Annotated in this window: 1 protein-coding gene; it reads left to right on the top strand. The window is 70.8% G+C overall.

The features are described from left to right. Positions 1-84 precede the first annotated feature (84 nt). Positions 85-1,209: a GuaB3 family IMP dehydrogenase-related protein gene (locus STRIP9103_RS01020; protein ID WP_009293920.1), complete on the top strand. Its 1,125-nt coding sequence runs from the start codon at positions 85-87 to the stop codon at positions 1,207-1,209. Positions 1,210-1,244: the final 35 nt, after the last annotated feature.

Below are 1,244 nucleotides of genomic sequence, written 5' to 3'. Positions count from 1 at the left end.
CCCCTGTCGCGCATCCGGGGCAGCCGCTGTCGGACCCGTCGGTGATACTGGAAGGCGCAGAAGCGAAGAGGAAAGGCCACACACGTGACTGAGATCGAGATCGGGCGCGGCAAGCGCGGCCGCCGGGCGTACGCCTTCGACGACATCGCCGTCGTCCCCAGCCGCCGTACGCGGGACCCGAAGGAGGTCTCGATCGCCTGGCAGATCGACGCCTACCGCTTCGAGCTGCCCTTCCTGGCCGCCCCCATGGACTCGGTCGTCTCCCCGGCCACCGCGATCCGCATCGGCGAGCTGGGCGGTCTCGGCGTACTGAACCTCGAAGGCCTGTGGACGCGGTACGAGGACCCGCAGCCGCTGCTCGACGAGATCACCGGCCTGCCCGACGAGGCCGCGACCCGCCGGCTCCAGGAGATCTACGCGGCTCCCATCAAGGAAGAGCTGATCGGGCAGCGCATCAAGGAGGTGCGCGACTCCGGCGTCGTCACCGCCGCCGCGCTCTCCCCGCAGCGCACCGCCCAGTTCTCCAAGGCCGTCGTGGACGCCGGCGTCGACATCTTCGTCATCCGCGGTACGACCGTGTCGGCGGAGCACGTCTCCGGCTCGCACGAGCCGCTGAACCTGAAGCAGTTCATCTACGAGCTGGACGTCCCGGTGATCGTCGGTGGCTGCGCCACCTACACGGCCGCCCTGCACCTGATGCGCACGGGCGCGGCCGGTGTCCTCGTCGGCTTCGGCGGCGGGGCCGCGCACACCACGCGCAACGTGCTGGGCATCCAGGTTCCGATGGCCACGGCGGTCGCCGATGTGGCCGCGGCCCGCCGGGACTACATGGACGAGTCCGGCGGCCGGTACGTTCACGTCATCGCCGACGGTGGCGTCGGCTGGTCCGGCGACCTGCCCAAGGCGATCGCCTGTGGCGCGGACGCCGTGATGATGGGCTCGCCGCTGGCCCGCGCCACGGACGCGCCCGGGAAGGGGCACCACTGGGGCATGGAGGCCGTGAACGAGGAGTTGCCGCGCGGCAAGAAGGTGGACCTCGGGACCGTGGGCACGATCGAGGAGGTCCTGACGGGTCCGTCCCACACGCCCGACGGCTCCATGAACCTTTTCGGTGCCCTGCGGCGCGCGATGGCCACCACCGGGTACAGCGAGCTGAAGGAGTTCCAGCGGGTCGAGGTGACGGTGGCGGACTCCCAGCACAAGCGGTGAGGTGACGCCGCGCTCGGCTTGAGCGGGCTGTAGGG

The organism is Streptomyces ipomoeae 91-03 (genome assembly GCF_000317595.1).
Lineage (GTDB): Bacteria > Actinomycetota > Actinomycetes > Streptomycetales > Streptomycetaceae > Streptomyces > Streptomyces ipomoeae.
The sequence above is the reverse complement of the archived record's forward strand: the minus strand, read 5'-3'. Positions and strand labels throughout refer to the sequence as shown.